Source organism: Falsiruegeria sp. JB4-1 (assembly GCF_055693495.1).
Window position 1 is genome coordinate 2,999,029 of the sequence record NZ_JBVFTZ010000001.1, and the last position, 19,742, is coordinate 3,018,770.

General features: G+C 54.8%; 19 protein-coding genes and 3 pseudogenes. 8 read left to right on the forward strand and 14 right to left on the reverse strand.

The window, feature by feature from the left end; genetic code table 11:
• Positions 1-12: 12 nt before the first annotated feature.
• The gene (locus ACZ1HE_RS15300) at positions 13-1,563 is read left to right on the forward strand and encodes an isochorismatase family protein (protein WP_472622130.1); all 1,551 of its coding nucleotides are present in this window, start codon (positions 13-15) and stop codon (positions 1,561-1,563) included.
• A gap of 74 nt (positions 1,564-1,637) precedes the next feature.
• Here the strand turns inward: ACZ1HE_RS15300 and ACZ1HE_RS15305 are convergent, their stop codons facing one another.
• Entirely contained in the window at positions 1,638-2,363 is a 726-nt protein-coding gene (locus tag ACZ1HE_RS15305) for an SDR family NAD(P)-dependent oxidoreductase (protein ID WP_472622132.1), read from the reverse strand.
• 224 nt (positions 2,364-2,587) lie between these two features.
• Between ACZ1HE_RS15305 and ACZ1HE_RS15310 the strand changes: the two are divergent.
• A pseudogene (locus ACZ1HE_RS15310) lies at positions 2,588-3,700 on the forward strand (fumarylacetoacetate hydrolase family protein); the annotation flags it as partial.
• Positions 3,701-3,887: 187 nt separating this feature from the next.
• Positions 3,888-4,328: a hypothetical protein gene (locus ACZ1HE_RS15315; protein ID WP_472622134.1), complete on the forward strand. Its 441-nt coding sequence runs from the start codon at positions 3,888-3,890 to the stop codon at positions 4,326-4,328.
• A gap of 10 nt (positions 4,329-4,338) precedes the next feature.
• Here ACZ1HE_RS15315 and ACZ1HE_RS15320 read toward each other — a convergent pair whose 3' ends face one another.
• The 8 genes and pseudogenes from ACZ1HE_RS15320 to ACZ1HE_RS15355 form a co-directional block, all read right to left on the reverse strand.
• Complete coding sequence (locus tag ACZ1HE_RS15320; RefSeq protein ID WP_472622136.1) at positions 4,339-5,079, reverse strand: SDR family oxidoreductase; 741 nt, start codon at positions 5,077-5,079, stop codon at positions 4,339-4,341.
• A 41-nt stretch (positions 5,080-5,120) separates the two neighbouring features.
• Positions 5,121-5,961, reverse strand: a pseudogene (locus ACZ1HE_RS15325) (fumarylacetoacetate hydrolase family protein).
• 395 nt (positions 5,962-6,356) lie between these two features.
• Positions 6,357-6,752, reverse strand: a complete 396-nt coding sequence (locus ACZ1HE_RS15330; RefSeq protein ID WP_472622138.1) for a class I SAM-dependent methyltransferase — start codon at positions 6,750-6,752, stop codon at positions 6,357-6,359.
• On the reverse strand, positions 6,724-6,993 hold the full coding sequence (locus ACZ1HE_RS15335) for a hypothetical protein (protein ID WP_472622140.1): 270 nt from the start codon (positions 6,991-6,993) through the stop codon (positions 6,724-6,726). Before ACZ1HE_RS15335 ends, ACZ1HE_RS15330 begins: the two co-directional genes overlap by 29 nt.
• 30 nt (positions 6,994-7,023) lie before the next feature.
• The gene (locus ACZ1HE_RS15340; RefSeq protein ID WP_472622142.1) at positions 7,024-7,977 is read right to left on the reverse strand and encodes an alpha/beta hydrolase; all 954 of its coding nucleotides are present in this window, start codon (positions 7,975-7,977) and stop codon (positions 7,024-7,026) included.
• Positions 7,974-8,921: a glycosyltransferase gene (locus ACZ1HE_RS15345; RefSeq protein ID WP_472622144.1), complete on the reverse strand. Its 948-nt coding sequence runs from the start codon at positions 8,919-8,921 to the stop codon at positions 7,974-7,976. Before ACZ1HE_RS15345 ends, ACZ1HE_RS15340 begins: the two co-directional genes overlap by 4 nt.
• 56 nt (positions 8,922-8,977) lie before the next feature.
• The gene (locus ACZ1HE_RS15350) at positions 8,978-10,561 is read right to left on the reverse strand and encodes a glycosyltransferase family 2 protein (RefSeq protein WP_472622146.1); all 1,584 of its coding nucleotides are present in this window, start codon (positions 10,559-10,561) and stop codon (positions 8,978-8,980) included.
• A 910-nt stretch (positions 10,562-11,471) separates the two neighbouring features.
• Positions 11,472-11,780, reverse strand: a complete 309-nt coding sequence (locus ACZ1HE_RS15355; RefSeq protein ID WP_472624489.1) for a DUF2312 domain-containing protein — start codon at positions 11,778-11,780, stop codon at positions 11,472-11,474.
• A 108-nt stretch (positions 11,781-11,888) separates the two neighbouring features.
• On the opposite strand from ACZ1HE_RS15355, the gene ACZ1HE_RS15360 reads away from it, so the two are divergent.
• Complete coding sequence (locus tag ACZ1HE_RS15360; protein WP_472622148.1) at positions 11,889-12,107, forward strand: hypothetical protein; 219 nt, start codon at positions 11,889-11,891, stop codon at positions 12,105-12,107.
• 13 nt (positions 12,108-12,120) lie between these two features.
• Here the strand turns inward: ACZ1HE_RS15360 and ACZ1HE_RS15365 are convergent, their stop codons facing one another.
• A complete protein-coding gene (locus ACZ1HE_RS15365; protein ID WP_472622150.1) occupies positions 12,121-12,336 on the reverse strand; it encodes a hypothetical protein in 216 nt (71 codons plus the stop codon).
• A gap of 265 nt (positions 12,337-12,601) precedes the next feature.
• Between ACZ1HE_RS15365 and ACZ1HE_RS15370 the strand changes: the two genes are divergently transcribed.
• From ACZ1HE_RS15370 to ACZ1HE_RS15385, 4 genes are read left to right on the forward strand one after another with little or no spacing between them, the layout of a single operon-like run.
• Positions 12,602-13,465, forward strand: a complete 864-nt coding sequence (locus ACZ1HE_RS15370; protein WP_472622152.1) for an MBL fold metallo-hydrolase — start codon at positions 12,602-12,604, stop codon at positions 13,463-13,465.
• A gap of 34 nt (positions 13,466-13,499) precedes the next feature.
• On the forward strand, positions 13,500-13,928 hold the full coding sequence (locus ACZ1HE_RS15375) for a YeeE/YedE family protein (protein WP_472622154.1): 429 nt from the start codon (positions 13,500-13,502) through the stop codon (positions 13,926-13,928).
• On the forward strand, positions 13,928-14,425 hold the full coding sequence (locus ACZ1HE_RS15380; protein WP_472622156.1) for a DUF6691 family protein: 498 nt from the start codon (positions 13,928-13,930) through the stop codon (positions 14,423-14,425). The genes ACZ1HE_RS15375 and ACZ1HE_RS15380 overlap by 1 nt, the downstream gene beginning before the upstream one ends.
• Positions 14,370-14,795, forward strand: coding sequence for a protein tyrosine phosphatase family protein (locus ACZ1HE_RS15385; protein ID WP_472622158.1), 426 nt, complete (start codon positions 14,370-14,372; stop codon positions 14,793-14,795). The genes ACZ1HE_RS15380 and ACZ1HE_RS15385 overlap by 56 nt, the downstream gene beginning before the upstream one ends.
• Before the next feature lie 279 nt (positions 14,796-15,074).
• Here ACZ1HE_RS15385 and ACZ1HE_RS15390 read toward each other — a convergent pair whose 3' ends face one another.
• The 4 genes and pseudogenes from ACZ1HE_RS15390 to ACZ1HE_RS15405 form a co-directional block, all read right to left on the reverse strand.
• The gene (locus ACZ1HE_RS15390) at positions 15,075-16,127 is read right to left on the reverse strand and encodes a FliM/FliN family flagellar motor C-terminal domain-containing protein (RefSeq protein WP_472624491.1); all 1,053 of its coding nucleotides are present in this window, start codon (positions 16,125-16,127) and stop codon (positions 15,075-15,077) included.
• Between the two features lie 177 nt (positions 16,128-16,304).
• Positions 16,305-18,982 (reverse strand): annotated as a pseudogene (locus ACZ1HE_RS15395) (ATP-binding protein).
• Entirely contained in the window at positions 18,982-19,290 is a 309-nt protein-coding gene (locus tag ACZ1HE_RS15400; protein WP_472622160.1) for a hypothetical protein, read from the reverse strand. Before ACZ1HE_RS15400 ends, ACZ1HE_RS15395 begins: the two are co-directional and overlap by 1 nt.
• A complete protein-coding gene (locus ACZ1HE_RS15405) occupies positions 19,287-19,667 on the reverse strand; it encodes a response regulator transcription factor (RefSeq protein ID WP_472622162.1) in 381 nt (126 codons plus the stop codon). Before ACZ1HE_RS15405 ends, ACZ1HE_RS15400 begins: the two co-directional genes overlap by 4 nt.
• Between the last annotated feature and the right edge of the window lie 75 nt (positions 19,668-19,742).

Below are 19,742 nucleotides of genomic sequence, written 5' to 3' on the forward strand. Positions count from 1 at the left end.
AGGACGCCGAAAATGCCCCATAAAGCCACAGATGCCCGTTTCAGCTCCCTGATCGACGCCGATGCGCCGGTGAAACAACTCGGGTCAGGGTTTACCTTTACCGAAGGCCCCCTCTGGCATCCGGTGGAAAAGCATCTCCTGTTCTCGGACATGCCCGCCGATGTGCGTCGCCGCTGGACACCGGATGGGCAGGTGAGTGAAGTCATGCGCCCCTCGAACAAGGGCAACGGCATGACCTATGACGTTGGCCTGAACCTTCTGGTTTGTGAACATGCCACCAGTTCGGTGGCCCGTTTTCGCCCCGATGGCACACGCGAGGTGATGGCCAGCCACTTTGAAGGCCGCGAGCTGAACTCGCCCAACGACATCTGCGTGCGCTCGGACGGGGCAATCTACTTCACCGATCCCACCTATGGCCGGATGCCGGGCTTCGGCGTGGAACGCCCCCTGCAAATGGGGTTTCAGGGCGTCTATATGCTGCCCCCCGGCCACAAACCCGGGGACGAGGCCGTTCTGGTCAGCGACCGCTACATGTTCACGCAACCGAATGGCCTGTGCTTCTCCCCATGCGAACGCTGGATGTGGGTGAATGACACCGAACAGGCCAATATCCGCATGTTTGACGTAGCCCCTGACGGAAGCCTCTCGAATTCGCGCATCTTTGCCAGCGGCATCAAGGACGCCCTTCGCGCGGGTGTGCCCGACGGGATGAAGGCCGACAAAGATGGAAATGTCTATGTCACCGCGCCGGGCGGCGTCTGGGTCTATTCCTTTGAGGGTGTGAAACTGGGCGAGATCGAAGTCCCCGAGATGGTCGCCAACATGCATTGGGGCGGCGACAAATGGGACACATTATTCATGTGCGCCTGTACCGGGCTTTATGCGGTGCAGATGAAAACGCGAGGCCGGGAAGAGGCTTTCATGAAGGCCGGAGGCACTCCGGCCGAAGAAGGCTCCGGTCTTCGGCTCAACCCGCGCAAAACCGCGCTGATCATTCAGGACATGCAAAATGACGTCATCATGGACGGTGGCGCCTTTGCCGAGAGCGGCGCGCCGGATCACGCGCGCGAACAGAACGTGGTGGCCAACTCGCGCCGTCTGGCCGAGGCCTGCCGCAACGCCGGTGTCACCGTGCTGCATGTCTGGTTTGTCTGCGAGCCGGGCCATCCGGGGATGCCGGACAATTGCGGTCTCTACAGGGGCGCGGTCGAGGCTAATGCGCTGGTGCGCGGCACATGGGGAGCGCAACCGACTGCGGGTCTCGAACCCCAGGGCAATGACATGATCGTCGAAAAGATGAGCATGTCCGCCTGGGCGTCGTCACGGCTGGAAACCATTCTGGCGGCAAATGGTATCGATACCATCATCAGTACCGGCGCCTGGACCAACATGAGCGTCGAACACACCGCGCGCACGGCTGCCGACAAGGGCTATCACGTGCTCGTGCCGGAAGATGCCTGTTCCACCATGAATGCCGACTGGCACAACGCCTCGGTCAACTACGCCATGCAGAACGTCGCTACCGTCACTGACGTAGACACAGTGATCGCCGCGCTATCTTGAACGCAGCCGGTCGTTTTGGCCCAAAATATCCCGGGGAGTCGTCGCAGGCGGCGAGGGCAGCGCCCCCTTCCCGCTCAATAGGTGGCGCGCCCGCCAGAGAGATCAAACACCGCGCCAGTCGAAAACGAGTTCTCAGGTCCTGCCAGCCAGACGATCATCGCTGCGGCCTCGGCCACCTCAAGGAAGCGCCCCCGTGGAATTTTGGAGAGCATGTAATCGATATGCTCCTGGCTCATCTGGTCAAAGATCGGCGTGCGCGCCGCTGCCGGTGTGACGCAGTTCACGGCGATGTCGAAATCCGCCAGTTCCTTGCCCAGCGACTTGGTAAACCCGATCACCCCCGCCTTGGACGCGGAATAGGCGCAGGCGTTGGGATTGCCTTCCTTCCCGGCAATGCTGGCGATATTCACGATGCGCCCGTAATTGCGGTCTTTCATCCCCGCAATGACGACCTTGTTGACGTGATAGGTGCCGGTTAGATTTATATCGATAATCTGTTTCCACGCGTCGTTGTCATAGTCTTCAACGGTTGTGTTTGGCCCAGCGACGCCTGCGCTGTTTACCACGCTATCAATGTGGCCAAACGCGCGGGTTGTCTTTTGCGCAGCCTCTTGAACGTTGCGCCAATCGGTGATGTCACAATCGACAACCAACACCCCCTTGCGAGCGGGGTCTTCGTCGATAGCGCGACGAGCCTGATGGATGTTGGCATCCCAAATCGCCACCTGCGCGCCCTTAGACAAAAACGCATCTACCACCGCCAAGCCGATACCCTGGGCACCCCCGTTACCACTGCGCATGTCCCTGAAAATGTCACTCTGATCCCTCTCTTCCATTCTGCGACCGCTGTCGGCCGCCCTTGTTTCCTACCTACCGGATTAAGAGGCTCAACACGTAACCGAGGCTCTTATTTTTTGGGCGTTTCCCGACTTACGCCTCCCCGCTTTGGTACGCCATGGCTATGGTGACGGGCAGGACAAAACGCAGGAGCATGGACATGGGTGTATTTCTGAACGAAAGCGAAATGCACGGGATCTTTTTGGGGCGCGTCTGGAACCCGAAGGCAAGCGGGCCATCGGTTGTCACTTTGCGAGCAGGTAAAGTGATCGACATTACATCCTTCGATGCACCAACGGTCCGCGACATTTGTGAAATGGAGGACCCCGCAAACTATGTGCGTAATGCTGAAGGGCACGAGCTTGGGGGTCTCGGAGAGATCGCCAAAGCCACCGTGGGCGATACTGAAGCGGTTCATTTCCTCGCTCCGTGTGACCTGCAGGCCGTCAAGGCCTGTGGGGTGACCTTTGCGCAATCCATGGTCGAACGGGTAATCGAAGAACGTGCGGCAGGCGATCCGCAGGCCGCCGAAGCGATCCGTGCCCGCGTTGGCGATCTGATCGGAGACAGTTTGCGCAATATCCGTGCAGGCTCTGCCGAAGCTGTCACCGTCAAAGACGCCCTGATCGACGAGGGTTTATGGTCACAATATCTCGAGGTAGGTATTGGCCCTGATGCCGAGGTGTTCTCCAAAGCCCAAACGCTGTCTTCTGTCGGCCCAAATGCCGATGTGGGTCTGCACCCCATCTCGAAATGGAACAACCCCGAGCCCGAAATCGTTCTGACAGTCTCCTCCGCCGGGCGCATTGTCGGCGCAACCCTTGGCAATGATGTGAACCTACGTGATGTCGAGGGGCGCTCGGCGCTTTTGCTGTCCAAGGCCAAGGACAACAACGCCTCTTGCGCCATTGGTCCGATGATCAGGCTGTTTGATGACGGATTCACACTGGACGATGTGCGCAGTGCCGAGCTGGACCTGATCGTGCTGGGAGAAGACGGATACGAGTTACGCGGCCATTCCTCGATGAAGCAGATCAGCCGTGATCCCGAGGATTTGGTTGGCCAGACCATCGGGCGCCATCACCAGTATCCGGACGGTTTTATGCTGTTCCTCGGCACCTTGTTTGCCCCTACCGAGGATCGTGACGTGCCCGGCGAAGGGTTTACCCACAAGATCGGAGACATTGTCACCATATCATCTCCGGGGCTGGGTGCGCTGAGCAACAGGGTGCGCCTGTCGACGGAATGTGCCCCGTGGACCTTTGGGGTCAGCCACCTGATGCGCAACCTCGCGGCGCGCCAAGCTTATCTAAAAGAAAGAAACTGTGGGGTATGCCGGTGGCTTCCCGACCCTGCCCCTTCCGCTAAGATCAACAAAACAGGTTTCACGAGGGACGAACATGGCTGGCGAGTTCGAAAAGACGGTGCATCACGGAATTGCGGCATCACGCTGGCTGCTTGCGCCTATGTACTTGGGTCTGGCCCTGATGCTGATCGTGTTGCTGGTGCAGTTTGTCAGGGACTTTTTCAACAAGCTTCCGGAAGTGTTCCAGATGGGCGCGCTCGAGGCACTTGGCCCGATCCTGACATTGGGGCTGGTGATGATCGCGGCGCATGCCGTGCTGCTCTTGCTGCAAACCGGGTATCAGGTGTTCCGCCCCGGCCTTGCCCCCGAAGTCGAACCGGATGACGGACAGGGGCGGCTGGATTTCACGCCTTTGCGCAACCGGCTGTTGGGCCTTTCGGTTGTCTTCACGCTGGTTCTGTTGTTGCAGCAGTTGATTGGAATGGCTGGTGCGGATCCGGCATCCGGCTGGCAAAAACTCCAGCCTCTTGCCGGAGTGTTGGGGCTGTTGCTGGTCGCTGCATTGGTTCTGGCGGTTGCAGATTGGTTCAAGGCTCTGGTGAAACGCCGGTCAGCCGATTGATCCCTGTACGTTAGATGGAGATGCCGCCGTCAGGGTGGATGGTCTGTCCTGTAAACAGCGCTGCTTCATCAGACGCCAGAAACGCAACAACCGAGGCCACTTCGTCTGCCGTGCCCAAACGACCCATGGGTTGGCGGCTGATAAAGAACTCCCACGCCTTGTCGTAACTGCCGAACTCGGCCTCAAGTTCGGCCAAGCGGTCGCGCATGCTGGGGGTGTCGATGGTTCCGGGGCAAACCGCGTTGCACCGAATACCGCCCGCCACATAGTCGGCGGCCAGCGCCTTGGTCAGCCCGATGACACCTGCCTTGGTGGCACAATAGGCCGCGCGTTTGGGGAGGCCTTTGATTGCGCCCGCGACCGAGGCAATCGTGACGATGCTTCCGCCATGTTGCTTCATTTTGGACACCGCCGCCGACAAAACGTTGTAGGCGCTGTCCAAGGTGATCGACCGCGACCTGTGCCAGTCCTCGGGGCTACATTCCTCGATGGTGCCCTGATGCACGTAACCCACGGCGTGAACCATGACGTCGATCCTGTCAAAACCGGAAAAATAAGCCTGCACGGCATCGTAGTCAGTGGCATCCAAAGCCGCCGTTTCCATACCCTGTGCGTCGCTCAGAAAGGCGCCGTTGAGATCCGAGGCAAAGACTTGCGCCCCCTCGGCCCGCAGCCGTTCTGCACATGCGCGGCCAATTCCCTGTCCGGCCGCAGTGACCACCGCCACTTTCCCATCAAGTCGCTTCGACATGTCCAGAGCCATGATGTTTCCCCTTGGCAATATGCTGAGTATTACAACGGTGTAACCGTCTGCTCCTGCTCACCGAGCCCTTCGATGCCCAGCCGCACCACGTCGCCCACCTTGAGCCAGACTTGCGGGTCCATACCCATGCCAACGCCAGGGGGTTCCCGTGCAGATCAAGTCACCCGGTTCGAGCCGGATGAACTCGCTCAGGTGGCTGACGATTGTCGCACAATCGAAAATCATCGTATCGGTATTGCCGGTCTGCATCCGCTGATCATTTACGTCCAGCCACATGGGTAGGCCCCTAGCCTCGCCCAACTCGTCCGTGGTGACAATCCACGGGCCGGTGGGGCAGAAATGCGGAAAGCTCTTGCCCTTGGCCCATTGGCCCGAACGCTCGAGCTGCCAGGCGCGCTCGGACACGTCGTTGACCAGCGTATAGCCCAGGATGTGGTCCAGCGCCTCGTCACGCGAAATGTTCAAAGCGGTCTTGCCGATGACAATCCCCAACTCGACCTCCCAGTCCAGCTTGGACATTTTCGGGCTGTAAAGGATGGGATCATTCGGCCCGCAAAAGGTGCTGGCCGATTTGTTGAACAGGATGGGTTCTTCGGGGATCGGCTGCCCGGCCTCTGCGGCGTGATCAGAATAGTTGAGGCCAATGCAATAGATATTGCGCGGTTGCGACATGGGGGTGGAAATGCGCGCGTCCGTCAAATCGACAACGGGCAATTCATCCAGCTTCTCTGCCGCCAGTTTGGCCGAAAGGCCCCAGATTGTGTCGGGGCCGAAGTCATCAACGACTGACGACAAATCCCTGACTAAACCATCTTTGTCCAGAACACATGGCTTCTCTCTCCCGGGGGAACCTATACGCAACAGCTTCATTGTTCATCCTCACTCAAAGTGGCGTACAGCGTGAAACTCGCAAACGCCCATGTAAAGCCCCTGAATTGGCGTGAGATACCAATCGGTCTTTTTCTCATTCAAGGACAAAACTATTTTCGGACAACAGATCACGAATTCAGAATGTCTGACGTCAGCGCCAAATGGGACAGTTTAGGGTGATTTGATAAGAGAGGGTTTCTGCCACATCGTAACCACCAAGGAGTGGAGATGAGGCAGAAACCCGGAACACTTAAGAGCCACGGCGAGAAGGTCGTCAAAGACATCCGCCGAGCCACCCGCAAGCAGTATCAGCGGAAGAGAAGATCAGGATCGTGCTGGGCGGTCTGAAGGGCGAAGACAGGAGGCAAGACTATCCCCTGCGCAGCAGGACGCCTTTAGGATTTCTGCGCCTGCCCCATGTCGCGTTTAATGCGACCTGCACCTGTGCCAGGACCAAACGCTTTTTCTGTATCCTTGTCATACAACGCAATTAGGCGTTTGAATTTGTACCGCCCAAACGGTTCTTCAACGACCACACTGTAATTTGCATCGCGTCCCATCCAATCGCGAAGTTTTTCATGCGTGACCGGATCATGTATGTGCCCCGGCGTAGGTTTTGGCACATCGCCCCATTCATAAGGAACCGAAACAATGACCAGCTCACCCAATTCCAGCAGTCGACGCGCGAAACGCTTTGCATCCGGAACGTGTTCCAAAACCTGAAAACAGGAGCAAATATCAAAAGTCTTATCGAATTCGAGCTCAAAAATATCGCCCTGAATTCCCTTCACGCCTGGCGATCTCGTAGGGCACCCGAATGTCGACAGACGTCCGTTCCGGAATCCAATCCCACCAATCAAGGTACTGGCAATTTCCGGAACCTACATCGATCAGACTGTCCGCCTTGGCACCAACGCTTCGCATAATGTGATCAAGGTACTTGTAGTACATCATATCGCTGCGCTGGCGCCAATACTTACCAGAAGAATAGCCTTTAAAGGCGCCGTCTGTCTTACTAGGTTTCTCGGTCATTTCGCTACGCCTTGCGTTACATTCGTTTTGTTAGACGGCCAGTTTTTGTTTCAAACCGAACCACCCGAACTTAGGCTTCGGAGTTAGACTGTCAATTGCAGAAACAGCTTCCATGGCGCTGGTAAATGATCTTGGAGATTCTGCGCGACCATGTCCACCGGGGTCAGAAAACAAAATCGAACACATCGTTTCAGAATGAAACTGTGCGGGGCAGTCTTCTTTAGCTTTCATAAGAGGAGTGGCCCCCAAAGACGAGCAAAACGGGAAGTAATGATTAATGTAGTGGTGTTCGTCCAAAATGTTTTGAAGCAAAACCAGCTTTCGACCCTTGAACCGGTCCGGTTGACCAATAAGGCTTACTCGCTCTGGTAGATCGCTCAACGCTTCTGCGCGGGTTCGCTTATCCAGACAAAGCTCCAAATAGCGTTCTACGTTTTTCCGCTCATATGCGGCGATGTTCGTTTGGGGATTTACTGCGACCGCGCCAGCCTTAGGAAGAAAATCCAACATACGGATTGCGGCAAAACCGCCGCCACTCGAACCATATGTCCACACTCTATCAGCCTCGACTCCAATCTTAGACGTCAGGCCATCTACAATTTCGGCAACAACTGGCAAAGGATCGAATTTTGTCGTTCCCGTGTACCATGCAAGACCAAGTTTACTTGCCAAATAGAGCGAAGGGTCGGAAACAAACAGGCAGTGTCCAGGGAAGTATGATGCCCGGGTCCACCTTTGGAACAAAGGCGGGTCAAACTTGCTCCTCATGGCATCACCGGAAAAGAGTACGAAAAGCTTGTCGGATCCAGCTTTTGGCTGCCACAAGAAATCGAACCGAAAGCCTTCTCGCTCCAAATGCAGGACTCTGGGTGAATCTCCAAAATCCTCACTTGAGGTAAATTCGCGTCTTTCGATCGAATTCAATTGTTCCAAGCTTGTCTTGCCCGATGTTCTTGGAACATTCAGCAGTTTATCGTTGGTCACTTCTTTTCTACTCCTGCATTTCTGAGCCGCTCAATATGCATCTTGTAGCTGAAATGGGAAGACACGTAGCGACGCGCGCGCTCGACTTGGTCATCATAGGCAACTGGATCAGCATGTAGCTTGCGAGCGATTTCGACAGCCGTTTGAGGTGTCGCATAGATTGCTGCGTCAGCAAACAGCGGCCGATAGATCTCTGGCAAGATTACCGGAACCCCTACCGCCATCGCTTCAATAATTGTCCTACCAAAACTCTCAACCCATTCTGGGTGAGAGAAATAAATCCAGACGTCCAATTCAGCTATGAAGTCTCGCGGGTGAATCGACCCAAATGGATATACGGTCCAATTCGACGGGACATTTCCGATGAGCGACGCTGGTGTTTCAGCTCCACCAAGTATGTGTACCTCTACGTCGTCTGTGTTTGGGTACGCGGCAAGAGTATCCACGCGTGTATCTAGCCACTTGTGTACGCTATCACGCGAGTGACGACCTATTCGCAGGCGATCCGACGACGTGCGTTTTCTCGCCCCGCGATCCCATCCCTCAATATCGATGATATTGTGCCAATCTTCATCCGACAGATGAATATGGCCAAGTTCATCAGAATGATGTTCAGTTAATGCATCACGAACCAGGGGACCGATTGGGTGCCATGTCGCATCCTTGCCAAAGTAGCGGCGGATGTTCTCGGCGCAGTCCGCCAGCTTGTACCGCAGAATCCGATCGTCTGAATAGTCACTGAACGGAGGTTGATTTATGACCACCTTGATGTTTTTGGCATCAATTTTCGGCATGAACCGGCTATGACGATACAAGGCAGGAGGGTAACGCACGATCAGCAGGTCACAACTTGCGTGTTCCCCATAGCTCAGGACATCGACAGAACGACCATCCACCTGGTTCCACACTTCGTTTTGTATGGGACGGTCGATATTCGCGTTCACGTCGTATCGGTAAATGGGAACGATCGCAGACCGCAGTCCGGCTTGTTTCTGGCAAATCAAGTCCTGCGCGTTGGAATGAGAGTTGCCCCCAAAAGCCTAAACTCAGACGCCAGGATAACATCGTAATGGTTCGATTTCGGGAACTTGCCTTTGCCGGTCCTCATGATGAGTGGGACTGGAAAGGGTCGGTTTTCTGCGTCATTTGAATACCGAAGCGCTTCTGGCCTGTCGTGAATTGCCTTTTGCGCCTGCAGATATTGACGCCGTACGCCAAAGGGCAAACCATTAATGCCAAGCGCGTCGTCTGCAACAATCGAAGTCTCGGAATCGCGTTGAAACGAAAGCGGTCCAGACTGGATGTGCTGAACTGCATCTTTGCCCCAAATCGTCTGGATACGGCGGATCAACTCGTTGTCGGCGGCAAAACGGACCGTATCCCAATACCCCAGCCGTTCCCTCATTGGTTCCCGACGGAACATGAAAGAAGACGTGTTGGTGATCAGGAATATGCCTTGCCCTGTCCATCGAGTGAAGGAAAGATCCGAAAAAATACGCGCCTGTTGAGTGGTGCATCCAATCACGGCCTCGTTTTCCATCAGGAATCGGGCCTGCCTTTCCAGCTTTTCCGGATGGGACCAGTCATCAGCGTCATGGATTGTCACATATTCACCACTCGCCACATCCAGACCGTGGTTTCGCGCTACATAAGCGCCGCCATTCACCGGCATGCGGATAACCCGAATCCTTGGGTCGTCTTTTTCAAAACTTTCCGCAACCAGTGTTGTATCCATGCTCGGCGAGCAATCGTCGAGTACGATGATTTCCAGGTTTTTCCAGGTTTGCTCTTGCAATGACCTAAGTGTAGTTGGAAGCGTGTCGCCGGCTTCGTATGCCGCAATTAGCACGGAAATCTTTGGCCCGTCGTTGACCGAAGCAAGTGCACTTGCCGAAGTCAATCTGTCGTAGGGGGTTGGGCCATTGTCCTGTAAACTCAGAGGAGAGATGTCGTACCTCTCCAAAACTTCATTTATGGCATTCAAGCGTGCTTCAGGTGTCGTCTGAAAATTGACCGCAGCCAACAAATTGTCGGGAGATAGTCTGCCAGTCGTCTCAGCGGCTCGCAGAGCGGCAAGACCTTTGTCAGTTTCTTTCAGAAAATAGTGACACAACAATTCAACAGTCAGCAGCCTGTCACGCATTTCAGCCGACTTGAATTCGGTCCGGGCACGCTCGACAAAAAAGAGCGCTTTGCGCCACCCGTCCGGGGATCTTTGACGCATGTACCACAGCGCCAGTTCACGCGCGGCTTTACTGCGTTCCTCCGCGTTCTTGCTCGTTTTGAGTATCTCATGCAGATCTTCGAGCGGCTGGTCGGTGAATCCGAGACAAAGCAGCTTTTTTCGAATGGTTGTGATCAGCTTCGAGGAAGCTTTGTTGAATTTGCCTTCAATTTCTCGACGCAGGCGACCTTCGGCCTTACCAAACTTCAGATAATGAACGAGCGGGTTTATCCCACTTCTTGAAACGTCGGGGTAATTCTCAAGGTAAAATCGAGTGTCAAAGTGCTTTCCGGGGTTTCGCCCAAGCGCTGCGCCATAGCGCAAGTAATGAAGCGATGGCTCCATTCCCAGCTTGGCCACGTCTGGATAGGTTCTAAGGTACCATTTGCTATGGAAATCCTTCGACCTACGTAGAAGTCGAACCAGCTCAGCTTCATCTTTTTGGTCAATCGAGTCATTGGGGCGTGAATGATTCTTGCCGCTAACCATGATATCTCTCAGAAAAAAATAATTTCGTGCGTTGACTAGACCACTTACCTGCCTTGATCAACCTAGGATCGATCCAGAATTGCCCTTCCCTCGCGCTACTTTCAAGGGGCGAATTGTCATGACCTGAGCCTACACGAGCCAAGGCTCTGAACCAAGGCTCGCAATAGCGAAAAACACTTGTGCTTCCCTTAGTCGAAGGCGAAAGATTATACTTTAAGCAGTTGTTTATGAACACTTTCACACAAACAGGCAAAAAGTCGCCTGACATTCTCCGAGATCGGCCCCTCAGTTGTATCAACCACCCATGTTGGAGTGTGAAAAAGCTGATTCAATGTTGGGAATCGGTCACTGAGTTCGGTGCTTTCACCACTTAATCTGTCCTCAATGACATAACTTGCAGCGCACGGATAAGTACGCACAGAGACTCGCCCATGAGTAGATTTAGAATCGGTGAAATCGCCTTAAATCTGTCGTTTGTCGACTTCGCTTCACCTTGCTCTTTCACAGGTGTGATCCAACCAAGGACGCAAAGGGCGTCACACGAAATCAAACAGCACGCCATTCCACAAAATAGTAAAATGTGACAGCCCAAGCGACGCAACAAACCTCTGCGACGCATCAGACCAGTTGCCGATGCTCAAAGCCGACCAATCGTTTCTGATATCCAAAGCCTGGGCCTCAAACGAAGCTTCACGGCCCGCTACACATGCAGGTCCGGTTTTTTATCGTCCAAACCTTCTGCGATTTGGGCAATGCAATGCAGAAGCACTTTGAGGCGATGTTAGGTCATCCCAAGCGCTTCTTTGTACATCTCGAGTACGGCTTCTTCTTCGGCGATGTCGTCTTTGTCCCGCTTTCTCAGGGCAATGACCTTACGCATGACTTTGGTGTCGTAACCCCGAGCCTTCGCTTCGGCCATCACCTCTTTCTGCTGATCGGCGATGTCTTTTTTCTCGGCCTCAAGCCGTTCGACCCGCTCGATGAATTGACGTAGTTCGCCCGCAGTCACACGGTAGTTTGCTTCGGCCTGAGACTCTTCCACGATCAGTTCTCCGTCAGTGTCGGTTTTGAGGTGAGATGCGGAATACATCGCCCCTGAACCTGCTGCAAGCATCCATTGCCGATTGCAGTCATCGTCTTGCGCCATACGCGTCAATCCGCTAACCGCTACGCCATCATTCACAGGGGCAAGTGCATCATGTTCGAATTTATTGTCTGGGGAGGTGCTGCGCTGTCGCTTGCCGGGCTAGTCGGTCTAATCTGGTGTATTCTGCGGGTGAACAAAGCCCGCAAAGCAGGGTTGAGCGACGACGAATTACGAGCTGCCGTTCAGGCCGTTCTGCCATGGAATCTGGGGTCGCTGTTCTTGTCGGTACTGGGCCTTATGATGGTCATTATCGGCATATCCTTGGGCTAAGCCCAAGGCCCGATCAGACCGGCATATTGTCAAATCGCGCTTCGATTGCTTCGTCGCAAAGAGTTGCATCCAGCCGCACTAGCCGCGTCGGGATTTTCGTTCCGCTCATACGTAGCTTGGCAATAACATGGCTTAACGCAGGTTGTAGCTCCAAGCGCAGGGCCTGATTTGCTCCATCCAGGCGTTCTTCGAGTATCTTGGCTTGCTGCAGAAGTTCATGATCGGACATGTGTTTCCTCCCCTATAAGTTGAACTTAGCCGGATTCGTGTAACAATTGTGCAAAACCGCATTGCGCAGGTGCGAACTCTGACCAAAGCACAAAAGAGTGGCGAAAATCTGTGATTTGGCTCGATTTCCAAGCAATGCTAACATCGGCTGAAGGCAACTTCCTTGACCCATCTCAAAGTCCCACTTGCCGGTCATCACTAAACCTGTTGCAACATATTCTGCTTTTTATATATAAACTCATGAAACATCGCGGAGAGAGAAACCTATGACACCTTTTGTGAAAGCCTTCTTTGACGAGGCAACCTTCACCGTGTCCTACCTTGTGCGAGAACCCGAGGGGCGAGCCTGTGCAATTATCGACAGCGTGCTGGACTATGATCAAGCGGCAGGTCGAACAGATACGTCATCGGCTGATGAAATCATCCGTTATGTGAAAGAAAACGATCTCAAGGTCGAATGGCTGCTGGAAAGCCATGTTCACGCTGATCACTTGTCTGCCGCACCTTATTTGCAGGAAAAGCTTGGGGGCAAAATTGGTATCGGGCACAATATTACCATGGTTCAGGACACGTTTGGTAAGGTGTTCAATGAAGGAACCGAATTCCAACGCGATGGAAGCCAGTTCGACGCGCTCTTTACTGAAGGTGACAGCCTGCACATCGGGCAGATGCGTGGCGATGTACTGGAAACACCGGGGCACACTCCGGCTTGTCTGACTTTTGTCATCGAAGACGCGGCCTTTGTTGGTGATACGCTTTTCATGCCGGATTTCGGAACAGCACGTTGTGATTTTCCAGGCGGCTCATCCGAGACCCTTTACCAATCCATTCAAAAGATCCTCTCACTCCCCGACAGTACGCGTATTTTTGTGGGTCACGACTACAAGGCCCCTGGTCGAGACGAGTTTGCCTGGGAAACCACGGTGGGGGAACAGAAAGCCCTCAACATTCACATCGGTAAAGGCCGCCCCGTCGAAGAGTTCGTCGCGATGCGCGATGCCAGGGATGCCACTCTTTCGATGCCACGGCTGATTTTGCCATCGTTGCAGGTCAACATGCGCGGCGGTCGAATGCCCGAGCCCGACGCGCAGGGCGATGTCTTTCTGAAAGTGCCGATCAACAAGCTTTGAAGCGGCCAGGAACCTCATACAAGGGAAACTGAAGATGCCAATCGATTGGATATGGGGCCTGTTTGGCGGTGTAATCATCGGCCTTGGCGGGGCCGTACTGCTTCTGGGAAATGGTCGCATCATGGGTGCGAGCGGTATTCTCGGGGGGCTTGTTGACCGTTCAGGCTGGGGGACCGCGGCGGAAAGATGCGCTTTTGTTGTCGGCGTCATCGTGGCCCCATTGATCGTAAATCAGGTTTTCGGCCTTGGGGCCGAGACCCATCTCACGAGCAATTGGGGTCTTGTCGTTCTTGCTGGGCTTCTTGTCGGTGCAGGAACCCGGATCGCCAACGGATGCACATCGGGTCACGGGGTTTGCGGGATTTCAAGGTTCTCGCTGCGTGGAATTGTTGCCACCGTTTTCTACATCCTTGCAGGCGGCCTCACCCTCGTCTTCTTTCGTCACCTACTGGGAGTGATCTGATGCGCGTTCTGATTGCCCTTTTGTCTGGCTCTCTTTTTGGGACTGGGTTGCTTTTGTCAGGCATGACCGACACGACAAAGGTTCAAGGATGGCTGGACGTGTTTGGCAACTGGGATCCGACATTGGCCTTTGTCATGGGAGGGGCCATTCTTCCGATGCTGCTGGCCTGGAGGTTGACCCACAACAGACAGCCGCTTTCAGGAGGCAGTTTTCCAACCCCTCCCCGCCCAGAACTGGATCGTCGACTGATTACCGGATCAGTGCTGTTTGGCATGGGTTGGGGACTGGTAGGCTTGTGCCCCGGGCCCGCCGTGGCCTCCTTGACCTTTGGCGGTACCGGCGGCCTGATTTTCGTGGTCGCAATGTTGGCAGGTATGAGTTTTGCACCAAAACTGGGCTCGCAACTGGACAGACTCTGCTGCTGCCGCCTAAGGAACTGGTATGGATATTCGACCGATCACCGACCGCTATTCAGTCTCGCCGCAAATCTCGGTTGAAGACGTCCCCGCAATTGCCGAAGCCGGCTATACCAAGGTCATCTGCAACCGGCCCAATTCAGAGGTTCCGCCCAGCCATCAGGCAGACGCAATCGAACAGGCTGTACGTCAAGCAGGCATGGAATTCGAGGTATTGGAACTGACCCACCAGACCATGACCCCTGAAAACGTGTCGTTGCAACGGCAAATGGCAGAGTGTGGAGACGGCAAGGTTCTTGCATATTGCGCATCCGGAACCAGATGCTCAGTCGTTTGGGCACTTGGTCAGTGTGGAGAATTGAAGCCAGAAGAAATCTTGTCCAAGACTTCGGCCGCCGGGTATCAATTGGATGGTCTTCGTCCGACGCTTGAACAACTCAGTCAATCCTGAAACAGCGTTCTTTTTGCGATACAAACTCTGCAGCTAGTAAGGGTGGCGGTTGTTACAGCACCGTCATCAGACGGCTCGTTTTTGGACCGTTTGTAGTGGAAACAAACTGTGCACCACGCATTCCTGTTGGTTAACCGGTTGCTGACTTCCAATCCAAGAACTTGAAACATCCCAAGTTCTGAATGCGCCAACCCAGACTACCGACGCCAACAACAGTCATAGTCCATCATTTGAAAACAAGGTTCTTGCTTCAAGATCGCTCGCACTCACGTCGAACCGCTATGGGGTAAGATTCTTCTCAAGAGTGGGCAATCCAGCCAACTCTGAGATTTCTGCAGCGGCCTGCTCTGGGCTCAGCTGCGGTAGAGTCTGTTCCGAATCTGACCTGGAATTGCTATTTTCAACCACGTTGGACTTATCAGTATCCACTGTCTCGGCCGCTGTTTCGACAGTCGGAGTATGTTCGATGATGTCTGGGCCAACAACGGTCAGCGCCGTGGCCTCGGTCACTCTGTGCTCTGAAAACCCGCTGTCCGGGCTTGGTGCTTCCAGTTTGGGTACGTTTTCGTTCAGACGTAACGCGCGCATGCCACGACATTGGCCAAGCCGGGCCAAGGTTACCTTCTGCCCTTCGATTGTCAGCACCTCAGTTTTGTCCAACTTGTCCCCAATCAGCGGCAGGACATCCCCAGGTCTCATTTCCGCAAACGCTGACAAAGGAAGTTGAACGCGGGAAATGACGGCCATCAACTCTGCGCGCATGACACCAAATGATTGTTCCATCCCCGCAGCGTCAATTGCTTCACCCGCTGTGTCATTTGCATCCTGAGGTTCAGGTTGATCGGGCAAAATCACTGTCAAGTTTCCCTGAGACACGCCGCCGCCTATCTCGACAGTCAGATCAAACAGACGAAAACTCTCATATTCCAGCGCCAGTAGGAAACTTCGTCGGTCCTCTGCGCGACCCGCGAACTGAAACCCGTCCAAGCACACCCTATCCACGGTCGCCTCGACCAAATCTCGTGCTCTTGGTAGAAACGCGTCAACCAAGGGCGCAACCATGGCCGCATCGGTGTCAGTAAACGCGCGGTTCCCTACTGGCGCGGAAAACACGGTTCCCATTGTTTGTTGTTGAATGATCGTTGTTACACAGACCCGGTCGACGCAAATCCCCCCAAGTACTCCGCCAGGTCCTGACAGAAAAATAAAAAGTCGATCTTCGGGAAGTACGCTTTCCAAATCGTCCTGTGATCTGCGTGCCTGCGTCGCACCGATGACCGTCATGGCCATATCGATCGTCTCAACAGCTGCGCGGGCCAACCCCAGGCGCATGGCACGCAAAATGGAACGCCTGATAGAACGCCCCTCGTCTTGAGCTGCAGCGAGCTTGCGTTGAAGTACCGAGTGTGTATCCACCTCTGATGGCATTTGCCCTGACCTGCCTTGTCGGCCCTGTTCGTCCCATCTCTGATCTAACAGTCCGATGGTTACGAATGTGTTTACAGCCAGCTATTGCGCTGCCAGTTCGTAACCTGTGGGCACACTGACACGAAAAGCCGCGCCTTGATGCCCGTTCAGATAGGATATGTCACCGCCCAATCGTTGCATGATCTCGCGACAAATGGCCAAGCCCAGCCCAGCCCCTCCGGCACGGTCTGCGCTGACACGGGCAAATTTCTCAAAAACCAATTTGCGGGATTCCTTTGGAATTCCGCTGCCATTGTCGATCAGGTCGATTACGATTTTGCCGCTGATTTCATGAACTTGGATTGTCAACTCGGGGTCCGCCGCGTCGCAGTACTTGCGGGCATTGGCGATCAGGTTGATGAAAACTTGGGTCAACCTATCCAGATCCGAATGCACAGGAACACGCTCGTCCGCCTTGGTCCGAACGATCTTCATTTTCCGAGGCGCACCGGTCATAGCGGTGGACACAGCCCGATCCAGAACACCCATCAGCGTTCCGTCATCAAGGTTCAGATTGACCTGCCCCCGTTCCAACACGCTTAGATCAAGCAGATCATCCAATAGACGCGTCAATCGCAAGGCCTCGTCGTGAATGATCGTTGCATATCGGGTCTGTTCTTCGGGTTTCAATTCATCGGTGTCACGCAGAATCTCGGAAAATGCACGTATGGATGTCATCGGTGTGCGCAACTCATGACTGACCTGACTCAAGAACGCGTCTTTTTGCAGCGAGATCTGTGTCAGCTTTTCATTTGCCTCGCGCAACTGATGGGCAGTACGACTGAGTTCCGCCGATTTGGCCTCGAGTTGGCTGGAATATTCCAGCAATTGTGCAGATTCGTCCGCTACGGCCAGCAGGTCCTCGACCGAAACCGAAGAGCCACCAACGATTTGTCCGATCATCGCATGTGCAGTTGCTGCACCTACAGAACCGGATAGCTCGCGTTCCAGTCGATCCAGAAACATCGGTGTCGGTTCGGGCAAATGGCCACGTCCGCCCTGTCTCTGGACCTCGGCGTGAAAAAAGGTTTGTGCTTCATGCCCACCCAGGATGCGCTGCGACATGATCATCAAATCTTCGCTCTGCGCCACCGAGCCAACCCAGCCTCGCGGACCTGCAGAATGCTCGAATACATTGACAAACTGCGCTGCCTGCAACCGCTCGATCGGGCTGGGAATACCAAAAAGTGATACGACACAGAATCCCACGGCATTCAGAGACAGGCTCCACATGACCGAATGCACCATCGGATCAATACCATCGATCCCGAACAAAGCCTGAGGACGGAGCCAGGACAACCCAAAAGGCCCATTGCTCATGACACTTGCGGGCATGACATTGCCCCCGATTCCGGGGAGCAGCAAAGTGTACAGCCAAAGAACAAAACCGATGGTCAGCCCGGCGAGAGCACCTGAGCGGGTGGCGCCGCGCCAGAACAGCCCACCGACAAGCGCCGGTAAGATCTGCGCTATGCCCGCAAAGGCAATCAGCCCGATCGCGGCAAGGGCTGCGCCCCCGCCTGAAAGCCGATAGTAGAAGTAACCGAGCGCCATGATCACCGCAATCGACACCCTTCGCGACAACAGCACGATAGAACGCACATCGCCCGACACTGACGCTCCGGACCCTTGGGAACTGAGCCAAACCGGCATCACGATGTGGTTCGACACCATTGTGGAAAGGGCCATAGCAGCCACAATGACCATCGACGTGGCCGAGGAAAACCCCCAAGGAACGACAGCATCGCAAGCCCCTGCTGCCCTTGCGAAAGTGGTACGGTGAGAACAAACAGGTCAGGGTTTGCCCCTTCGGGCATCAGATCCAGCCCGACGACTGCTATGGGCACGACAAACAGGCTCATCAGCAACAGATAAAGTGGAAAGGCCCAAGCAGCCGTGCGCAGGTGACGCTCGTCGTCGTTCTCGACCACCATCACTTGAAACATACGTGGCAGACAGACAAAGGCCGCAGCTGCAAGAAAAGTGATCGTAGCCCACCTTCCCCGATCCACCTGCCACTGGCCAATCTCGGAAGCATCAATACGAGCCATCGTATCACTGATCCCGCCGGCGATCCCCCAGACCACAAAGATCCCTACTGCCAGCAGCGCCAACAGTTTGACGACGGCTTCGATAGCAACGGCTGTGACGACGCCGTGGTGGCGCTCGTTGGCATCCAGATTTCGCGTTCCGAACAGGATTGCAAAGATTGCCAACCCCGCGGCAACCCAAAACACACTGGCAATTTCATTATAGGAATTGTCAGGGTCGGCCTCGGCAAAGATTGAAAAAGACAACGTAATAGACTGAAGTTGCAGCGCAATGTATGGCGTCACTCCGATGACTGCGAGAATTGTCACACAGATCGCCAACAGGTTCGACTTGCCGTACCGGGACGAAATCAGGTCAGCGATCGAAGTCACGCGCTGACTGCGTCCGACGCGAACAAGCTTTCGCAGGCCCCACCACCAGCCAATCATCACCAGAGTGGGGCCCAGGTAAATAGTCACAAACTCCAGCCCCGAACGGGCAGCGTACCCAACCGCTCCGTAAAACGTCCACGCGGTGCAATAGATCGACAGTGATAGCGTATAGACCAAAGGAGACCGGAGCCACGTGCTGCGTCCCGTAGCAGCCAGCCGATCAGCGGCGAAGGCAACCAAGAAAAGTAATGCGACGTAACCCAGACACACCAGCACCAATACATTGAGCGATGCCATCAGCTTTGCTCCGTTTGCGCCACATCGCTCGGTCGGTTCAATCGACTAACCCCCAAACCGAAAACAGCCGCTACAACGATCAAACCTGCCCAGATGCCAAAAACATAGACAATCGCGGACGACATGCTGAACGGTTCTTGCGCTTCACCCGGTCCTGGCCACAGCAATGGAACAGCAAACAACCCTGCACCGATCAGCGGCAAAAGGCGAGCGGCGTCCATCAAGCGACGCCGACGATAGCCTTGGCGCTCCAGGAAAACCGGTGGATAGGAAACCTGGCCGGGTTCAGTTTCCGGCTCGCGACTCATGTCTGTGTGGCCTGGGCGTACAAATCTCGCACGGCAGTCAACACTTCAGTATTTGAAAAGGGCTTGGTCATGAAACGGCTGACACCCGCCTTTTCTGCCATGTCGCGATCTCTTGACTGCCCTCGGGCAGTCAACATCAGTACAGGCAACCCTTTCAGATCTTCACGCGCACGCAAATCTGTCAGAATCTCCATTCCGCTCTTGCCCGGCAACATAACATCAAGAATGACCAGATCCGGGCTTGCCGCGCTGATCACCTCGACAGCGTCCGCACCATCCGCATGAGTATCAACATGCCATCCATCCCGAACCAATAAAAACCGGATCGCTTCAGCAATGTTCGGTTCGTCCTCGACCAACATGACACGTCGGCTCATCTCTGCCCTTCCTCCCCAAAAAAGGCACGGAGTTCTCACTCCGCCAATGCGGTTCGATCCAGCTTAGCGTCGCTG

Coding starts and splice junctions, on each gene's coding strand:
- ACZ1HE_RS15300 (WP_472622130.1), top strand. CDS start 13: ATGCCCCATAAAGCCACAGATGCCCGTTTCAGCTCCCTGATCGACGCC.
- ACZ1HE_RS15305 (WP_472622132.1), bottom strand. CDS start 2,363: ATGCGCAGTGGTAACGGGGGTGCCCAGGGTATCGGCTTGGCGGTGGTA.
- ACZ1HE_RS15315 (WP_472622134.1), top strand. CDS start 3,888: ATGCTGATCGTGTTGCTGGTGCAGTTTGTCAGGGACTTTTTCAACAAG.
- ACZ1HE_RS15320 (WP_472622136.1), bottom strand. CDS start 5,079: ATGTCGAAGCGACTTGATGGGAAAGTGGCGGTGGTCACTGCGGCCGGA.
- ACZ1HE_RS15335 (WP_472622140.1), bottom strand. CDS start 6,993: ATGACCGAGAAACCTAGTAAGACAGACGGCGCCTTTAAAGGCTATTCT.
- ACZ1HE_RS15355 (WP_472624489.1), bottom strand. CDS start 11,780: ATGTATTCCGCATCTCACCTCAAAACCGACACTGACGGAGAACTGATC.
- ACZ1HE_RS15360 (WP_472622148.1), top strand. CDS start 11,889: ATGTTCGAATTTATTGTCTGGGGAGGTGCTGCGCTGTCGCTTGCCGGG.
- ACZ1HE_RS15365 (WP_472622150.1), bottom strand. CDS start 12,336: ATGTCCGATCATGAACTTCTGCAGCAAGCCAAGATACTCGAAGAACGC.
- ACZ1HE_RS15370 (WP_472622152.1), top strand. CDS start 12,602: ATGACACCTTTTGTGAAAGCCTTCTTTGACGAGGCAACCTTCACCGTG.
- ACZ1HE_RS15375 (WP_472622154.1), top strand. CDS start 13,500: ATGCCAATCGATTGGATATGGGGCCTGTTTGGCGGTGTAATCATCGGC.
- ACZ1HE_RS15380 (WP_472622156.1), top strand. CDS start 13,928: ATGCGCGTTCTGATTGCCCTTTTGTCTGGCTCTCTTTTTGGGACTGGG.
- ACZ1HE_RS15385 (WP_472622158.1), top strand. CDS start 14,370: ATGGATATTCGACCGATCACCGACCGCTATTCAGTCTCGCCGCAAATC.
- ACZ1HE_RS15390 (WP_472624491.1), bottom strand. CDS start 16,127: ATGCGCCTGGGGTTGGCCCGCGCAGCTGTTGAGACGATCGATATGGCC.
- ACZ1HE_RS15400 (WP_472622160.1), bottom strand. CDS start 19,290: ATGAGTCGCGAGCCGGAAACTGAACCCGGCCAGGTTTCCTATCCACCG.
- ACZ1HE_RS15405 (WP_472622162.1), bottom strand. CDS start 19,667: ATGAGCCGACGTGTCATGTTGGTCGAGGACGAACCGAACATTGCTGAA.